The organism is Streptomyces niger, assembly GCF_000718305.1.
In the GTDB taxonomy this organism is placed as follows: Bacteria; Actinomycetota; Actinomycetes; order Streptomycetales; family Streptomycetaceae; genus Streptomyces; species Streptomyces niger.
Genome location: NZ_JOFQ01000006.1, coordinates 97657 through 114751, shown reverse-complemented (window position 1 = coordinate 114751; position 17095 = coordinate 97657). Strand labels below are relative to the sequence as shown.

The following is a 17095-nucleotide window of genomic DNA, read 5'->3' as shown; positions in this document are numbered from 1 at the left end:
GTCCGCTCACGCGGCGCCGAACTCCGAGCTCAGGATCGCCAGTTGCAGGTCCTTGAGTGGGGTGCCGGGCTCGATCCCGATCTCGCTCACCAGCCGGGTGCGCAGCGACCGCAGCACCTCCAGCGCCTCGGCCCGACGTCCGCCCAGCGCGAGCGCGCGGACGTACTGCGCGTGCAGTCCCTCGTGAAGGGGGTGCATGGTGGTCTCCGCGGCCAGCTGGGCGATGGCCCGCTGGTGCAGGCCGGCCTTGATCTGCGCCTCGGCCCGAAGGGTGATGGCGTCGAGCCGGGACTCCTCGAAGAAGCGACGCTTGGAATCGAGCACGGGGCCTGCCGGGGTGTCGACCAGCGCGTCACCTCGCCACAACTCCAGCGCGTCATCGAGCAGTGCGATGCCGGCCAGGCTCTCGCCCCGCTCCAACGCCCTGGTCCCCAGGTTCTTCAATCGTTGGAAATCCAACCAGTCCAGGCGGAGGTGATCGCCTTTCAGACCGTAGCCGCCGGCTCCGGTCACCAGGATTTCCCGGGCGACTTGGGCGGAGGGGCATCCGGTGAGTTGGGACAGTGTTTTCCGGCAGTTCAGTATGTAGGTTTGCAGGGTACGGAGGCCGGTTGCCGGCGGTCGTTCCCGCCAGAGTTCGCGCATGAAGGCGGATAACGGGACCACTTGATCCGCGTGGACCAGCAGCATGGCCATAACCGTGCGTATCTTCGGTGCGATCGAGACGCCTTCGGCCGATTCGGAGACGCCCAGGCGCAGGGGGCCGAGAACTCCGCTGTGAAGTGCCGCGCCGACTTCGTGGGTCAGCGGGTGTGGACGTGTCAACGGTCCGGAAGTGGGTTCGTCCATAAGCTTCGAGCGATACACCAGTGCCACCAATCTGTTCGGGTGCGGTATGCCGGTGACCATCGAAATTCACAGAAGCAACACGAACATACACAGGGCCCCACAGGTCAACCAGACGTGGCCGATCTCCTGTGGCGTTAAAGCTACGACCGGCCTTTGCATACAACGCTCGGGACGGGGATGAGTCATCTTCCGTTTCGCTCCATATGCGGCAACTGTCGCAGGGGTGTCGGAGGGCGGTGGACCCTTCCGGAGCGTGGAATTATGCGGGGCGGCTCGAAGCGGCTACCCGTAGTCACGTCCCGTCACGCCGCCGTGCGCACGGGCGGCCGACTCGCGATGCGGGACGGTGAAATGGCGCAATCTGCACTGTGGTTTCAGGTCGATCCGGCGGTTGACGGCCGGCGAGGAGGCGCCCGCGTTACATCGTCGTAACGGCTGTGTGGACCGCCCGTGCGGAGTTTCGTGGCAAGCACACAGCCGCCTTTTGAGCTGCGACTCGACGTTCTCTTGAACAGTTTCTTGAACACCCTTTGCAAGGCTCGCGATGTCCCCGCAAGCCGGCCGCCCGCTGAGCGTCGAAGGAGCCCAAGAGGCGCATAACGTTCTGAGTTGAAGCACTTCGCGGAATGCCGGGCAGCCCGGTTGCGGGAGCGGCCGGCTCCTTCACATCCCGTCGTACCACCCCGCCGCCGACGACCCCCGCACTCCCGGCACAGGCGCAGGCAGGAGACAGCTCACCATGCCCGACACCGGCTTCCCTCTTCGTGCAGGCCACCAGGCGTCCGCGGGTCGACGCCGACCGTGGACCGCCGTGGCACGGCAGGGCCTCGCCCTCCGGTTCATCCTGATCATCGGCGACGAGCGGCTGGCCGAGGCCCTTCGGGTCGTCTGCGACCACGACACCGTGGCGGTGGATTTCCCCGAGACCTCCGTCCGTATCGACCTGTCGTCCCGACAGCCTCCCGAGGAGGCCGGCGTCGTACTCGACTGCCGGGCCTCGTACCCCTCCGACGACCGCAATACCTCCAAGAAGACCCGCAGTTGGCAGCGGATCCTCACCGGCCGTCCCGGTGCACCGCACCAGAGGGAAGCGCTCGTGAGGGACATCCTGGCCGCCCGCCGCGAAGCCCTCCGGCCTGATCGTCGCCCGCCCGAAACCGGTCCCACATCGCTGCACCGTAGGCGTGGCCCGGCGCACCTCCCGCGGGCTCGTCTGTTCACCCCGTTGCCCCTCAAGGAGTGCAATGAACCGTAACCACGGAGACGCTTCACCCGACCCGGACGTCTTCGAGACCCTGGAGTCGGAAGTCCGTAGCTACTGCCGCGGCTGGCCGACCGTCTTCGACCGCGCCCACGGCTCGTACCTGTACGACGAACAGGGCCGCGCCTACCTCGACTTCTTCGCCGGAGCGGGGTCACTCAACTACGGTCACAACAACCCCGTCCTCAAAAGCGCGCTGCTCGACTACCTCGGGCGGGACGGCATCACCCACGGCCTGGACATGTCGACCGCGGCCAAACGCGCGTTCCTGCAGGCCTTCCAGGACGCGATCCTGGGCCCCCGGCAGCTGCCCTACAAGGTGATGTTCCCGGGCCCGACCGGCACCAACGCCGTCGAGGCAGCGCTCAAACTGGCCCGGAAGGTCAAGGGCCGCGAGACGGTCGTGTCGTTCACGAACGCCTTCCACGGAATGACCCTCGGCGCGCTGGCCGTCACCGGCAACACCTTCAAGCGAGCGGGTGCGGGCGTCCCGCTGGTACACAGCACTCCGCTGCCCTACGACGGCTACCTCGACGACGCCACTCCTGACTTCGCCTGGTTCGAGCGCCTTCTGACGGACAGGGGCTCCGGCCTGGACCACCCCGCGGCCGTGATCGTCGAGACCGTGCAGGGCGAGGGCGGCATCAACGTGGCCCGTCCCGAATGGCTGCGCGGACTCGGCGAGCTGTGCCGGCGCCACGACATGCTCCTGATCGTGGACGACGTCCAGATGGGCTGCGGCCGCACCGGTGCCTTCTTCTCCTTCGAGGAGTCGGGCGTCGTCCCCGACATCGTCACCGTCTCGAAATCCATCAGCGGTTACGGGCTGCCCATGGCGTTGTGTCTCTTCACGCCGGAACTCGACGCCTGGGAACCGGGCGAACACAACGGGACCTTCCGCGGTAACAATCCCGCCTTCGTCACCGCCACCGCCGCGCTCGACGCCTACTGGACCGACGACCAGCTGGAGAAGCAGACACTGCTGCGTGGCGAACAGGTCTCACAGGAACTCGCGACGATCCGGGCCGAACACCCGGACGAAGTGAAAGGGATTCGGGGCCGGGGGCTGGTGTGGGGCCTGCCGTTCCACGACACGCGGCGCGCGGCGCGGGTCGCCGCGCGCGCCTTCCAGCTCGGCCTGCTCGTCGAGACCTCCGGCCCGGACAGCGAGGTGATCAAACTCCTGCCACCCCTCACGGTGACCCCCGACGAGCTCGACGAGGGACTGCGCACCCTCTCCCGCGCGGTACGTGAGACGGCGTGAGCGGAGTATGCCGCCCAACTGCTTCCGCGCCTCCCGAGCGACCCGCTACTTGCCGACCTTCCAGGCAGCCGGCGGGAGTTCGCGGGCCCGGGAGTATATGTCCAGAGCGCGGCTCGGCGGGGTGAAGGGGTGGACGCGGGTGCCGTCGGCGCCGGCGAGGTGGCGGGCCAGGTGAGTGACGCAGCCGACCACCTCTCCGCCGAGCCGGTCGACCAAGGTGGCGGCATCGTGCGGTCCCGCACACGGCGTCGGATCCTTGGGCGCGGCGGCGGGGCAACGCCGGTCGCCGACCACCGGGCGAGACCGGGTGCGGGGGGTTTCCGTCCGAGACTTTCCTGGGTGGATCATGCGCGCTGTCCTCGCGTCGATCGTGCCGGTGCTGCCGTGTCCACGCCTGCCCCCAGGCGCCGGCCCCCTCCCGTCCGCTGTCTTCTGACACTGCTGCTCACGACCGGGCCCGGCCATGCGGCCTTGGGAAAAACGTGGACCAACCCTCACCCGGTCATTGGCGAATGTGCACACGGCAATGTGTCGTGACGGTGCGGGAGCGGGCTTGCTGAATTCCGGCAGTGGTACGGGGGACGATGTGCGGGATACCCGCACGTCGTTGTCCGCCGTACCCCAGCAGGAAGAGCGCGCAGATGACCGGCACCGAAATCCAGCACCGGCCGCAGCACGACGAGGCCCGCCCCCGCCGCTGGCGGGCCTGGCTACTGGAAGGGCTGAGCGAGCAGACCGCCCGGCACCCCGGTCCGCACGGCACTCCGCCCGTCGAGCACGAAGGTCACCGGTGGTGGCGGGTGATGTGCCTGACCGGTGTGGACTACTTCTCCACCCTCGGCTACCAGCCCGGTATCGCCGCACTCGCGGCCGGCCTGCTCTCGCCCCTGGCGACCCTGGTACTGATCGCCCTGACCCTGTTGGGTGCCCTGCCGGTCTACCGCAGGGTCGCCAAGGAGAGCCCGCACGGCGAGGGCTCGATCGCCATGCTGGAGCGGCTGCTGCCGTGGTGGGCGGGCAAGCTCTTCGTCCTGGTACTGCTGGGGTTCGCCGCCACCGACTTCATGATCACCATGACCCTGTCGGCGGCGGACGCCTCGGCGCACGTCGTGGAGAACCCCTTCGCCCCGCACTGGCTGCACGGCGAGAACGTCTGGATCACCCTCGCCCTGCTCGTGGCCCTCGGCGCCGTGTTCCTCAAGGGCTTCCGCGAGGCGATCGGCGTCGCCGTCGTCCTGGTCGGCGCCTACCTCTCCCTCAACCTCGTGGTGATCGTCGCTGCCGCCTGGCAGGTCATCACCGAGCCGACGCACATCGGCGACTGGACGCACGCACTCGGCGCCGGCCACTCCTCGCCACTCGCCATGATCGGGGTGGCGCTGCTCGTCTTCCCGAAGCTGGCGCTCGGCATGTCCGGCTTCGAGACCGGCGTCGCGGTCATGCCGCAGATCCGCGGCGACGCCGACGACACGTACGAGAAGCCCGCCGGCCGGATCCGCGACACCCGCAAACTGCTCACCACGGCCGCGCTCATCATGAGCTGTCTCCTGCTGCTCTCCAGCCTCGCCACGACCCTCCTGATCCCGCAGAAGGAGTTCGAGAGCGGCGGCTCCGCCAACGGGCGCGCGCTCGCCTACCTCGCCCACGCACAGCTGGGGGAGGCGTTCGGTACGGCCTACGACGTCTCCACCATCGCCATCCTCTGGTTCGCCGGCGCGTCCGCCATGGCCGGCCTGCTCAATCTCGTACCGCGCTACCTGCCCCGCTACGGCATGGCACCCGAATGGACCCGAGCGGTGCGCCCGCTGGTCCTCGTCTTCTTGGCGATCGCCGTGTTCATCACGCTGTGGTTCCACGCCGACGTCGACGAACAGAGCGGTGCGTACGCCACCGGCGTGCTGGTGCTCATGCTCTCCGCGTCCTTCGCCTCCACCGTCGCCGCGCGCCACACCCGGCACCGCTTCGCGACATACGGCTTCGCGGCCATCACCGCCGTCATGGCGTACACCCTGGTCACCAACGTCGTCGAACGCCCGGACGGCATCAAGATCGCCTCGCTGTTCATCCTCGGCATCCTGCTGACCTCCTTCGCCTCCCGCGTGCACCGCGCCTTCGAGCTGCGCGCGGCCGACGTCACCTTCGACGACACCGCCGTCCGGCTGATCGACGAGGCCGCCCGCAAGGGACCGCTGCGGATCATCGCCAACGACCCGGACGAACACACCGCCGCCGAATACCGCAGGAAGGAGTACAGCCAGCGCGAGGAGACCCACATCCCCAGCGGCCGCCCCGTGCTGTTCCTGGAGGTCTTCCTCCAGGACTCCTCGGACTTCAGCGCAGACCTGACGGTGCACGGCGAGGAGGCACACGGCGTACGGAAGCTGCGGGTGGTGGGGCCGGTGGTACCCAACACCATCGCCGCCGTCCTGATGGAGCTGCGCGACCGTACCGGTCAGGTACCGCACGCGTACTTCCACTGGACCGAAGGCCACCCCATCGGCCACCTGCTGCGCTTCCTGGTCTTCGGCGACGGCGAGGTCGCCCCGGTCACCCGCGAAGTCCTCCGCCGCGCGGAACCGGACACCGGCCGCCGCCCCCGCGTCCACGTGGGCTGACGCCTCGCAGGACCCGACCGCGTCACACGCGCAGCAGGGCCTCGGGCCCCGAGCGGCCCGGCCCGGTCGAAGGCGCTCCGACCTCCGATGGCATCCTGGACGACCGGTTTCCCCGGACTCACCGGCTTCCCCGCACCACACGAGAGGTTTCGCATGAGGGTGGATGGCGACGTCGTCGCGCTCGATGACCCGGTGGGCGCATCGCTCCGCGGCCACCACGCCCACCTGGCCCGCCGGCTCGGCCGGGCCGCCACCTACCTGCCGGGCGTCGCGACCTTCTCGGTGGTCCCCGCCGACGCCGATGCCGTGGCATGGGCCGACCTCGCCCGGCTGCTCGGTCCGGGAGAACTCGCCGACATGTTCAGCTGCCCGGCCACTCCGCCGCCGGACTGGGAGCCGGTCTTCACCCTCGACGGCCGCCAGCTGATCTGGACCGGCAGCAGCCGCCCTGACGGCACCGGCGCCGGGACCGATACCGGCGTGGTGGAACTGGGCGCCGACAGTGTGCCCGAGATGCTCGACCTCATCGAGCGGACCCGACCGGGACCGTTCTGGCCGCGCACCCACGAACTCGGCACCTACCTCGGCATCCGCGACAACGGCGCGTTGGTGGCGATGGCGGGCGAGCGACTCCGCCCGCCGGGCTGGACCGAGATCAGCGCCGTCTGCACCGCTCCGGAGGCCCGTGGGCGCGGCCACGCCGCCCGTCTGATCAGTGCCCTCGTCGCGCGCATCCTGGCGCGCGACGAGCGGCCCTTCCTGCATGCCACCGAGACGAACACCGGCGCGATCGCCTTGTACGAGCGGCTCGGTTTCGAGACCCGGACACACGTCACCTTCCGCGGCTTCCGCACGCCGTAGCCGCCCACCCCGGGCCCCGGGCCCGATCGGCAGCTCGCAGCCGCCCGCGGGCCCCTCCGAACGGCCGCACCCACACGGTTGCCGTACACAGCACTGACGCAGTGATTCAACGGGGCGCTCTACCGGACCCCGGCCGGAACGCCTATTTTCACAGGCGCACCGCCGGTCCACCCGTGTTCCCCGGCCCCAGCTGACTGCGACACCGCTCACTCGTAGCCGTGCGGCGCGACGGTGCACCTCGCACACCCACCACCCGCACGACAAGGAGACAGGCATGAAGGAGAAGAGCATGAACGACTCATGTGACGCGACTGCGGCCTCCCGCTCGCCGCTGGGTCGCCGCGCCTTCCTCGGCGGAGTCGGCGCGGCCGCCCTCGGCGTCACCGGGCTGGGCAGCCTCAGCCTGCTCACCGGGGCCACCCTGGCTCCGGCGGCGGCCGCGCCCGCGATTCCCGAGGCGGACAAGGACCCGCTCGACCTCCTTCGGCGGATGCTGTCCTTCGACACGCAGAACAGCGGCAAGGGTGCGAAGACACGTCCGTACGCGGAAATGCTCAAGTCGGTGTGGGACAGCGCCGGGGTGCCCGCGGAGATCATCGACACCCCGCAGCCGGACAACGTGCACCTGATCGCCCGGATCCCCGGCACCAGCAGCTCCGCCGCGCCGCTGCTGATGCTCGGCCACTCCGACGTGGTGCCGGTCGAGCGCAAGGAATGGTCCGTCGATCCGTTCTCCGGCACGGTACGCGGCGGGGAGATCTACGGCCGCGGCGCCCTGGACATGAAGGGGGCGAACTCGGCGACGATCAGTGCGCTGCTGCGGCACGTCTCGGAAGGCGCCCGGTTCGAGCGCGACATCATCGTCCTCACCGACTGCGACGAGGAAGCCGGATCGTACGGGTCGCAGTGGCTGGCGAAGAAGCACTGGAACAAGGTGAACGCCGGGATGGTCCTCACCGAGGGCGGCTGGTTCCTGGCACAGCAGGACCGGACGACCCCCATGCTGATCACCGTCACCCGGCAGGACAAGGTCTACTTCAACCTGGACCTGACCGCCCACGGCACCGCCACGCACTCCTCCAAGCCCACCGCCGACGCCGCCATCGTGACACTGTCCCGGGCCATCGCGGACCTCGGCAGCTGGCTCGCGCCGGTGCACCTCACCGACGTCACGCGCGAGTACTTCGCCGCGCTGGCGAAGGCCACCGACGACGTCAAGCTCGCCCGTGCCATCAAGCTCATGCTCGCCGCCCGCGGCCAGGAAGCGCGCGAACGCGCCGCACGCGTCGTCGTGTCGAAATCCTCCTACCCCTCGCTCCACCAAGCGCTGCTGCGCACCACGCACGCGTGCGTCATCGAGAACGCCGGTTACAAGGAGAACGTGATCCCGTCCTCGGCGACCGTCCGGATCAACTGCCGCGGTATCCCCGGCGGGCAGAAGCCCCGTGAATTCCTCGCCCAGGTACGTGAGATGACCGGACGGCGCGATGTCCGAGTAGCGCTCGCCACCCCGGAGGGCAAGACCGAGAAGCAGTACCTCGACGAGCTCGACGAGAAATGGGCGACGCCGCCGGCCGACATCGACACTCCGCTGTACCGCGCCCTCGCCGACGCCGCGAGCGACACCTATCCCGACGCGGTGTTCGCACCGGCCCTGTTCGAAGCGGGCACCAGCCTGGCTCCGTGGCGCGAGCGCGGCATCCCCGGCTACGGCGTCTACCCGTACGTCCTCAGCAACGACCAGCTCGTCGCGATGCACGGCAACGACGAGCGGATCTACGTCGAGGCACTGCGGCAGGGCACGGCGTTCATGCACAAGATGTTCTCCCGCTTCCTGCACTGACCTGACCGGTGGGCGATGGTGGTCGCTGAGGGGCGGGCGCCTGTCGGTGACGCTGGGGGCCACGCCACCGACAGGCGCGGGTGCACGCCGTACCGCTACTTGCTCGGGCGCTTTGCCGGCATGGTCAGTGGGCGGTCGTGCCGGAGTTCGGCGAAGAGTCTGCGGGACTGCTTCTCGTCCCACGTGATGACGCTGCCCTTGGAGGTGGGGACGCCGATGCCGGAGACGGGGACGTTGAGCTGCTTGCCCTTGCCGCCGGAGACGCTCCGGACCGCGCGGAACAGCTTCGCGAGGTCCCGCAGGCTCGTGCGCTTGTCGACGATGAGGGTGTCCAGGCCCGCGCTGACGGTCGGGTAGATCTCGACCGGGTCGAGCACGGTGCCGGGCTCGGCGGCCTGGTGGGCGAGGGCCGACAGGAACTTCTGCTGGTTCTTCGTGCGTCCCAGGTCGCCCTCGGCCTCCTGGTGCCGCTGGCGGACGAACGCCAGCGACTGCTTGCCGTTGAGGGTGTGGCAGCCTTTCTTGAGGTCGGCGCCGGACTTCTTGTCCTTGATGTCTCGGTCCAGGCACATCCGGACGCCGCCGACGGCGTCGACGATGTTCACGAAGCCCGCGAAGCCGATCTCCGCGTAGTGGTCGATCCGCAGCCCGGTGTTGTACTCGATGGTGCGGGCGAGGAGTTGGGGACCACCGTAGGAGAACGCGGCGTTCAGCTTGTCCCCGGCGGGTCTCGCGGTCTTGCCCGTGGCCGGGTTGGTGTGGCCGGGCACGGTGACCCAGGAGTCGCGGGGGAGGCTGACCATGCTGGCGCCGTGGGCACCGGTGTGCAGCACGATCATCGAGTCCGTGCGGCGGCCGCCGCCTCCGCCCGCGTGCAGGTTCTTCAGGTCGCCCCGGGAGAGGCCGTCGCGGCTGTCGGAACCGACGATCAGGTAGTTGGTGCCTTTGCCGTGCGGGGGGCGGTCGCCGTACGCGTCGAGGTCGACGTCGCGGTTGAGTTTGGTGTCCGCCCAGCCGTAGGTGCCGACGGCGCCCGCGACGACGGCGGCGGCGAGGACGAACGCGCCACGCAGCAGCCGGTGCCGCTTCCTGGGCCGGCGGGCGTGGGCGCGCCGGGGCCCGTAGGGGGAGGAGGGGCGGTCCGCGTAGTTCTGGGGGGCGACGGACGAGGGGCGGCGGTACGCAATCGCCCCTTGCCCGTACCCCTCTCCCGAAGTGGTCTCCCCGTCGTGCCGGCTCCCGTACGAGGCCTCCTCGGGCCACGGGTCGCGCGGGTCGCTCATGGTCCGACTCCCTCGATCGCTCCTACTGCCTCGTACGGCCTGTCGGTCAGTGTGTCGGTCACTGTGTCGGTGGGTTCACCGGTGCTCTCGCCGGTGTCGTCGTGGGCGGCGTTGTCGGTCACTTCGTCAGCAGGCTCCGGTTCGGGGGCGCCGCCGGCAGGTAGGGATCGGCGGTGCCGGCGCGGTGCATGCTGTGCCACTTCAGCCGGGTGCCGAGCAGCGCGGTGATCACCGACTGGATGACCACGAGGTACAACAGCTGCCGGTAGACGAACAGTTGAAGCGGCAGCGACCACATCGCGCGCAGGTTCTCCCGGTCCAGCCGCAGCGCGTATCCGGCGGTGATCATCTGCACGACGAGGCAGCCGAACCAGACGAGGATCGCCTCCGTCGGGTCGCGGAAGAGCACACCGTACAGCGCGAACACGTCCACCACGGGCGCGAACAGCGGCAGCAAGATCTGGAACAGGCAGAGGTAGGAGAGCGCCCGGCGGCCGAAGCGCCCGGCCGGTCCCATCTCGAAGACCGAGTGCCGGTGTTTCCACATGGACTGGAGCGTGCCGTAACACCACCGGTAGCGCTGTCGCCACAGCTGACCGAGCGAGCCGGGCACCTCCGTCCAGGCGACGGCCGACTGCTCGTAGACGACGCGCCACCCGGCCCGCCACAGCGACATCGTGAGGTCGGTGTCCTCGGCCAGTGTGTCGTCGCTGACGCCGCCGATACCCATCAGCGCATCCCTGCGGAAGGCGCCGATGGCACCGGGTACCGTCGGCATGCACTCCAGGACCTCGAACATCCGCCGATCGAGGTTGAAGCCGATGACGTACTCCAAATGCTGCCAACTGCCCAACAGGCTGCGTCGGTTACCGACCTTGGTGTTGCCGCTGACGGCGCCGACGGCCGGATGCGCGAGCGGCTGGACGAGCCGGGTCAGCGCTTCCGGTTCGAATACGGTGTCGGCGTCGACCATCACGACGATGTCGTGCCGGGTGTACGCCAGCCCGGTGTTGAGCGCGCTGGGCTTGCCGCCGTTGGGTTGTCGCACCACCTCCACGCGGGGGTCGTCGATGCTCTCGGCGATCGCCGCGGTGCTGTCCGTCGAGCCGTCGTCGATGACGACGATCTGCAGCTGCGGATGGCTGGAGGCCAACAGCGAGTGGACGGTGGCGGCGATGCCCGCTTCCTCGTTGTACGCGGGCACCAGCACCGTCACCGGTTCGGTCACGGGCCTCAGCCGGGGAGTGCCGGGCCGAAACCGGCTCAGCCGCCGTACGTGCGCGCGGGCGAAGACGGCGAGCATGACCAGTCGCAACACGCTGAGGGCGCCCGCGGCACCGAGGGCCCAGGCCATCACGGTGGTGAACACGTGCCCGAGGTCCTGCGCCTGGATCAGCCCCTGGCCCGCCAGCCGCTGGACGAGCGGGGCCTGCGTGTGGTGATGGGGGCGGCCGAGCCCGTCGCTGACGGTGGTGAACCGCCGCACGGTGCGGTCCCGCAGCAACGCCTCCGCCTCACGGTAGCCGAGTTCCGTGTGGCTGTACTGCCGCACCACTCCCCGCCACGGCTCGCGCGACTTGTGGTCGGCGGCCACCAGCAGGTACCCCTGCGAGGCCGCGCGCTGAGCGGCTGCCCACTCGGCACCGCACAGGGTGTCGGACGCGGTGGTGTGCGGCAGCCGCAGCAACCGGGTGGTGACGCCCGCCGTGCCCGCCAGCGCGGTCTGGGTGAGGGACAGCTCCATACGTGCGCGCAGCGGTGAGGCCGCGCCGAGATCGCCGCCGGTGTAGGTGTAGGAGCCGATCTCGTGCCCCTCGTCGCGGATCTGCCGCATCAGCTCCGGATACCGGGCCGCGCGCGAACCATGGACGAAGAACGTGGCCTTCACGTGGTACCTGCGCAGCAGGGCGAGCACGCGCGGCGTCCACTCCGGGTCGGGCCCGCCGTCGAAGGTGAGCGCCGCGGTGCCGGCCGGCATGCCCGCCGTCTCGATCCGGCCCTCGCCGAGCCGGAGCACCGGGCTTCCGGTGTCCGCCGCGCGCGGGATGGGCGTGCTGCACGGAAGCTTCGAACGCGCCGCGTCGACTTCGTGCGTGGTCCACCCCTCGAAGGCGAGCGCGGTGATGACCACGGTGAGGACGAGCAGCAGCAGTGCCCAGTGACCGCGCGGCGGCCGGCGTACGGCGTGCCGGCTCACCTTTCAGCGCTCCCGTGCGGGGCCCCTCCTTCGGATCTGGCGGACGGTGGCGTACGGCTGTGCCGGTCGCCGGGGCGTTCGGCGGAGCCCGGTACACGGGGGGCGTCGATGCGTTGCGCTCCGCCGGGGGCCGGGCTGGGCCTTCCGGCTGCCGGGCGGGCGTCGCCGGCCGGCAGTGGGCCCGTGGTGCCGGGCGGCTGTGATCCGGCGGGTTGCCACAACCCGCCGACCAACACGGCGACGAGCATCAGGTACCCGATGCACGCGCCGCCGACGGCGACCGCCAGGAGGCGCGAGAGCTTCCTGCGCCAGCCTGAATTGTCGATGAACACGGGGTGCTGCGCCTGTCCTTGGGGGCGCGGGCGGTGTGTCATGGGAAGGTCCCGCCGTGCAGGCATGCCGTGCCCGACCTCACCCGTGTGCGACGTATGGGGGAAGCCCTCGGCTTCCGGCTCATGGGGTATGTAGGGAGTGCCTCGCACTCGGTTCTCCTGATCTGCGGCCACGCGAACGGGGCCCTTTTTCGTGGGGGGTTCCGGACCCGAAGGCCCGGTTTGCACGGGAACGCATTACGTCGTATGCCGTACGTCGTACGCCGGAAGTCAGACAAGAATCCGAACCATGCGGATGAATCCCGGAAATCGCGCATGCGATAGTGGCCCTTCCGGCAGGCCGGAAAGGCCGTCTGCATGCGTCCCTGACCGCGTCGGCGTCGACGCCCGGTGGCTATGCGCCGATGACGCCGTCCACGCCGCGTCTGGCGCGGTGACACCCGGCAAAGGGCGCGCGGATCGCGCTCCGGCCCTCGGTGGTTACCGCAGATATGGAGATGTGGGGGGTGGTGCCTCGCACTGGGTGCTCCTCGTTCCCGGCCGCGGTGTGCGGCCGTACGCGTGGGGGTCCCGGGCCGTACCGCACCCGGGTCGTACTGGAACGGAACATGCGCCTGATGCAATTCGGGCGCACGCCTGCGCCAGACGGTGCCAGTAAAAGGCCTGTTGGGGGAGGGGGAGCGGCAGAGTGTTACCGCAGCTTTACCTCTCCCCGGTCAATCCATGACCCCCGTCACTCGGATGCGTACGGTTTGCCCGTGCTGGCGGACACGCTGATGGAACGCGTGGTGCCGGCACTGTCGATCTCGATGATGGGGATGGCCTTGCGCTCGGGGCTGCCGTTGTTCTGCAGCGAGATCCAGCCGCTGGCTCCGGGGACCGCATTGGCGCCGTTGATGGTCCGCAGCATCTGCAGGACGGCATCGCGCTCGATCTCCTGGTGGCTGTTCTCCAGGTGGACGGACTTCCTGATCGTCGTGACGGCGGTGAGTACGGCGTCGTAGCCCATGATGGCCTGGCCGTCGTCGAGCGTGTCGTCCTTGAACGTCCTGGTGAACGTCCCGCCCGCCTGGAAGGGGACGATGGCGTTCTTGTCGAAGGCCTGCGGGGCCCTGGCCCAGGCCCCGGGGTGGGCGAGGCCGGTGAAGAGCAGCCTGATGTTCCCGTTCCGCAGTGCCTGTTTGACGTCGCCGAAGCCCTCGGCCTGCGCGGCTTGTGACGCATCGTCACCGGACAGGACGGTGATCTCCCGGGCGGACTTGCAGCGGCGGTTGGCGAGCGGCGCGAGGAAGTCCGGCAGATCACGGCCGCGGCCGGCGAAGTACACCACGCCGGGAGGATCGAGGCACAGATTGGGCATCTGATTGTTGAAATACGTGGCGAGCTGGGACTTGGAGGAGTCGTACTGCATCGGCTCCGGAGCGGCGAGCCGGTTCTTCGGGAGCAGGGCGGCGAACCGCGAGGCGAGTGTCTTGGTGTAGAGGTCGTTCTTGTTGGCGTCCTGGACGATGAGCACCTTGTCCTTGCCGTGCTTCTTCGTGAGGAACTGCACGGCCGCCGCCGCCTCGTCGGCGTTCGGCGCGGCGACCCGCACCAGCCCGTCGTTCTTCTCCAGCTCGTCGGCGGTGATGACGGAACCGAAGGCCGCGATGTCGAGGTCGTTCAGCTTGGAGATCATGGCATTGGTGCCGGTGAGGCTGGTCCCGAGGCCCGCGGCGGCGACGATCCGGTCAGGGCCCCGGCGTGCCTTGATCCGGTCCAGGGTGAAGTCGCGCTGCGCCTTCTGGTCGCCGGTGTCGCCGAGCAGCAGTTTGATCTGCGGGGTCTGGCCGTGGCCGCGACCGTGATTCACCTCGTACTGCGCGGTGTACGCGCCTTCCACCTCATGGCGGACGGATTCGGTGGTGTTGCTGTCACCCTTGCCCGGCTTCATGCCCATGAGGTACACGATGCTGACGTACGGCCTGCCGTCCCGCTCGGCGGCCTCGGCGGTGACCCGGCGATTCTCCTTCTCGATGAGGCCGTACACAAGGCGCAGGTCATCGGTGAACGCGTACCTGCCGTCGGTGAGACCCACACAGCGTGTAGAGCCGGCCGCCTCGATCTTCTTGACGTTCTCGGCGCAGTCGGTGGACTCGGGTTGTGCGATCCAGATGATGCCACCGCCGACGAGGAGCAGGGCGGCAAGGACGGCGGCGACGTACCGCCACCGGGGAATGGGGACATCGTCGTCGGGCCGGTCCTGTGCGTGCGGCGTCGCCATCGTGCTGTCGCCTCCTGTCGGCAGGGAACACGGTCATGGCCGCGGTTCGTACCTCTCGGCTTCTCTGAGGAGGCCGGCGGCGCTGCTGTGGGGCAGCGCGGTGAGCCTGTGGAACATCGCCGCGATCGTGGAGTTGAGCTCGGGCGTGGAGTTGGCCACCCGGTTCCGGGGATCGGCGGCCAGCCACAGGGCCGTCACGAGCATGGTGAGCGACCAGTGCTCCTCCAGGGCCGCGGGCGCCAGCCGCCTGGCGAGGTCGCGGACCCGGTCGGACGGCGTCGCCTCCGGCTCCCCGCGCTCCCGCGGAGCCACCGGGAGGTGCATGGGCGCGGCGGTGACGGCGTACAGCTCGTACAGCCACTGATCGGTTCCGGGCAGGGCCGTGAACCGTCCGGCCAGGTAGGCGACGACCTTGTTGAGGTCGTGCAGGGCGAGGGAGTGGTACAGGGAATCGAGCCGGTGTTGCTGGGTCTGCTCCTCCTGCCCGTGCCAGTCCCGCAAGGCCGTGTGCGTGGTGACCCAGCCGGACGGTCCGTCGGGCTCGTACCGGCCCAGGGCTTGGAGCAGCACGAGCCGCAGCCACGGGTGGAGCACGGCCTTCGGCCGGCTCTCCGCCTCCTCCCGGCAGTGCTCCAGATAGCCGCTGCCCTGGCCACCGCGGGTGTTGGCGTCCTCGGGAACCGGCGGAATCAGCCAGAGCCGCGCGTCGATGTCCCTGCGCAAGGTGTCCTTGGTGAGCTGGTCGTACTCCTCCAGGATGCCGGCGTCCACGGCCGACTCGAATGCCCGCGCCGCGGAACAGACCACGAGCGCGGACCGCTGCCCCTCGGACAGGTCACGCAGGAGGTAATGGCGCGCGGCTTCGTCCAACGCCAGGGAGGCGTCCGCACCCGTGGCCGCCTCGCCTGCCGTGGCGTCCTCCGGCAGCCCCGGGGCCGGCGGCGAGTACTCCAATATGTGCCGCAGCTCGGCGGCCCCGCCGCCGCGCTCGACCACGATCGCGTACGTGGCGTCGAGCAGGGCCCGCGCGCTCCACGGATGCCCGTAGGACAACCGATGGATCAACGGAGTCGCGTGCACCACGGCGGACGCCGCCTGCTCGGCCAGCGTGGTGACCTCCGGCTCGGTGAGGTCGCGCAACTGCACCGGATACCAATGCCACTTGGTGGTGGAGGCGGGCTGCGGAATGCTGTCCCGCCAGTCGGCGTACGAGGCCTCCTCCGGGGCGCGGATGCGCAGCTCGGCCGGGAAGTCCGGAGCGTAGGGCCCGGGCACGCTGCGGGCGTTGGCCGCGGTCGCCACGACCAGCAGCGGATCGTGCTCCCGGCCCGACGACGCGTTCACCTCACGGATGCGTACCAGGAGGTCGAGGAACTTACGGCCCTGCGTCGCGTCGATGTTGTCCAGCAGTACGACGCACTCCCGGTCGCGCGCATGGCGTGCATAGTGGTCGCGCAGATCCTCCAGGAAGGCGCCGCACAGCAGCCGGTCGACCTCCTCCACGTCGGCCGTCGCCTCGCTCCTGGCCAGCTCGTTGAGTTTCATCAGCGCATCGACCGGCCGGTTCGGGCTGTCGGCGTACCAGGTCAGCCCGGAGCGCCACATCATGGTGACGGGCAGTCGCGGCAGGCCGAACTGGACGAGCTTCAACACCAGGTTGAGGCCGGGCAGCTGCAGCACGTTGAGGTCCTGCAGCAGGCTGACTCCCTCGACGACCCCGTTGGCCCGCTCGTACGCCTCCGTACTCTCCTTCGCCTGCCGCAGCGCCCGCTTGAGCTCGGCTCGCACGCGCCGCGCGTCCGCACTGTCGAGGGTGAGTTCGGCCCGCGCGACGAGCAGCCCGAGCGCCAGCCGGGGGAAGTGGACCGCGGGCTGCCGGGGCAGCCGGTAGGACAGGCCGAGAGCGAGCCGGGCCGCTACTTCGTGCGGCCTCTTGGGCACGGCCGAGGCGAAGTCGTAGAACGCGTTCGGCCTGTTCGACGCCAGGTAACCGAGCCACTTGAGGCTGGTGGTCTTGCCGCTGCCCCGCCTGCCGAGCAGCGTGATGACAGGGAGCTCCCGGGCGCCCTCCTGGCGCGTCCGGCACTCCTGGAACAGCCGGACGACGTCCTTGATCCCCTGAGGATGTTCCCTCGGCACGGCCAACCCGTCGACCTCCCCCGCTGTGCCTTCACCAGGCCCTGTGACCTCTTACCCGCCCTCGCATCTCGCCTACCCCGTCGGCTCTCTCCGTCGTTCTCCTGCCCCGCCCGTGCGCTCCTGTCCCGCCCGCTCCTCCGCCGACGCGCCCTGCCATGGTTCCGCGCAGTCGGGTGCCGCGAGGGGAG

At 69.7% G+C, this 17095-nt stretch carries 10 protein-coding genes; 5 read left to right on the top strand and 5 right to left on the bottom strand.

The window, feature by feature from the left end; genetic code table 11:
• Positions 1–6 precede the first annotated feature (6 nt).
• Positions 7–909 carry an AfsR/SARP family transcriptional regulator gene (locus tag IF20_RS13075; RefSeq protein ID WP_110944120.1) on the bottom strand — a complete coding sequence of 301 codons (903 nt, stop codon included), beginning with the start codon at positions 907–909 and terminating at the stop codon, positions 7–9.
• Positions 910–1660: 751 nt separating this feature from the next.
• Here IF20_RS13075 and IF20_RS13070 point away from each other — a divergent pair.
• The 5 genes from IF20_RS13070 (at position 1661) to IF20_RS13045 (ending at position 8693) form a co-directional block, all read left to right on the top strand.
• The gene (locus IF20_RS13070; RefSeq protein WP_052865300.1) at positions 1661–2104 is read left to right on the top strand and encodes a hypothetical protein; all 444 of its coding nucleotides are present in this window, start codon (positions 1661–1663) and stop codon (positions 2102–2104) included.
• Positions 2094–3374, top strand: a complete 1281-nt coding sequence (ectB, locus tag IF20_RS13065; protein WP_052865299.1) for a diaminobutyrate--2-oxoglutarate transaminase — start codon at positions 2094–2096, stop codon at positions 3372–3374. Before IF20_RS13070 ends, ectB begins: the two co-directional genes overlap by 11 nt.
• A gap of 641 nt (positions 3375–4015) precedes the next feature.
• On the top strand, positions 4016–5989 hold the full coding sequence (locus IF20_RS13055) for an APC family permease (RefSeq protein WP_052865297.1): 1974 nt from the start codon (positions 4016–4018) through the stop codon (positions 5987–5989).
• A gap of 153 nt (positions 5990–6142) precedes the next feature.
• Positions 6143–6850 (top strand): GNAT family N-acetyltransferase, encoded by a 708-nt coding sequence (locus IF20_RS13050; protein WP_052865296.1) that lies wholly within the window; start codon positions 6143–6145, stop codon positions 6848–6850.
• A 274-nt stretch (positions 6851–7124) separates the two neighbouring features.
• On the top strand, positions 7125–8693 hold the full coding sequence (locus IF20_RS13045; protein WP_199896582.1) for a M20/M25/M40 family metallo-hydrolase: 1569 nt from the start codon (positions 7125–7127) through the stop codon (positions 8691–8693).
• 95 nt (positions 8694–8788) lie between these two features.
• Here the strand turns inward: IF20_RS13045 and IF20_RS13040 are convergent, their stop codons facing one another.
• From IF20_RS13040 to IF20_RS13025, 4 genes are all read right to left on the bottom strand, one after another.
• On the bottom strand, positions 8789–9976 hold the full coding sequence (locus IF20_RS13040; protein WP_052865295.1) for an LCP family protein: 1188 nt from the start codon (positions 9974–9976) through the stop codon (positions 8789–8791).
• A gap of 118 nt (positions 9977–10094) precedes the next feature.
• Entirely contained in the window at positions 10095–12173 is a 2079-nt protein-coding gene (locus tag IF20_RS13035; RefSeq protein WP_052865294.1) for a bifunctional polysaccharide deacetylase/glycosyltransferase family 2 protein, read from the bottom strand.
• Between the two features lie 1065 nt (positions 12174–13238).
• Complete coding sequence (locus IF20_RS13030) at positions 13239–14768, bottom strand: hypothetical protein (protein ID WP_052865293.1); 1530 nt, start codon at positions 14766–14768, stop codon at positions 13239–13241.
• Positions 14769–14801: 33 nt separating this feature from the next.
• Positions 14802–16913 carry a hypothetical protein gene (locus IF20_RS13025; protein ID WP_052865292.1) on the bottom strand — a complete coding sequence of 704 codons (2112 nt, stop codon included), beginning with the start codon at positions 16911–16913 and terminating at the stop codon, positions 14802–14804.
• Positions 16914–17095 lie beyond the last annotated feature (182 nt).

Bases quoted from the DNA above. Each gene is read 5' to 3' on its own strand.
- IF20_RS13075 (WP_110944120.1), bottom strand. From the start codon at position 909: ATGGTCACCGGCATACCGCACCCGAACAGATTGGTGGCACTGGTGTAT.
- ectB (WP_052865299.1), top strand. From the start codon at position 2,094: ATGAACCGTAACCACGGAGACGCTTCACCCGACCCGGACGTCTTCGAG.
- IF20_RS13055 (WP_052865297.1), top strand. From the start codon at position 4,016: ATGACCGGCACCGAAATCCAGCACCGGCCGCAGCACGACGAGGCCCGC.
- IF20_RS13050 (WP_052865296.1), top strand. From the start codon at position 6,143: ATGAGGGTGGATGGCGACGTCGTCGCGCTCGATGACCCGGTGGGCGCA.
- IF20_RS13045 (WP_199896582.1), top strand. From the start codon at position 7,125: ATGAAGGAGAAGAGCATGAACGACTCATGTGACGCGACTGCGGCCTCC.
- IF20_RS13040 (WP_052865295.1), bottom strand. From the start codon at position 9,976: ATGAGCGACCCGCGCGACCCGTGGCCCGAGGAGGCCTCGTACGGGAGC.
- IF20_RS13030 (WP_052865293.1), bottom strand. From the start codon at position 14,768: ATGGCGACGCCGCACGCACAGGACCGGCCCGACGACGATGTCCCCATT.